The organism is Streptomyces sp. DH12 (genome assembly GCF_020873895.1).
Lineage (GTDB): Bacteria > Actinomycetota > Actinomycetes > Streptomycetales > Streptomycetaceae > Streptomyces.
In genome coordinates, this window is the sequence record NZ_JAHWGT010000746.1 from 1 (window position 1) to 496 (window position 496).

The 496-nt window shown below is 65.3% G+C and carries 1 protein-coding gene; it reads left to right on the forward strand.

What is annotated here, in order from left to right; genetic code table 11:
- Nucleotides 1-496 (forward strand): toprim domain-containing protein (locus tag LPA54_RS36845; RefSeq protein ID WP_228984845.1); only part of this gene is annotated, 496 nt, incomplete at both ends.

Genomic DNA, 496 nt, shown 5'->3' on the forward strand with positions numbered 1-496 from the left:
GATCAAGGGCTATCTCGGCCCTGGCTACATCGTCGAGGCGAGCGTCGGGCACATTCGCGACCTTCCCAACGGCGCTGCCGAGGTTCCGGAGAAGTACACCGGCGAGGTGCGCCGCCTCGGTGTGGACGTCGACCATGACTTCCAGCCGATCTATGTGGTCAACGCGGACAAGAAGGCGCAGGTCAAGAAGCTCAAGGACCTGCTGAAGGAGTCCGACGAGCTCTTCCTCGCCACCGATGAGGACCGCGAGGGCGAGGCCATCGCGTGGCACCTCCAGGAAGTGCTGAAGCCGAAGATCCCGGTCAAGCGCATGGTGTTCCACGAGATCACCAAGGACGCGATCCGGGAGGCGGTGGCCAACCCGCGCGAGCTCAACCAGAAGCTGGTCGACGCCCAGGAGACCCGCCGCATCCTCGACCGTCTCTACGGCTACGAGGTCTCGCCGGTCCTGTGGAAGAAGGTCATGCCGCGGCTGTCCGCGGGCCGCGTCCAGTCC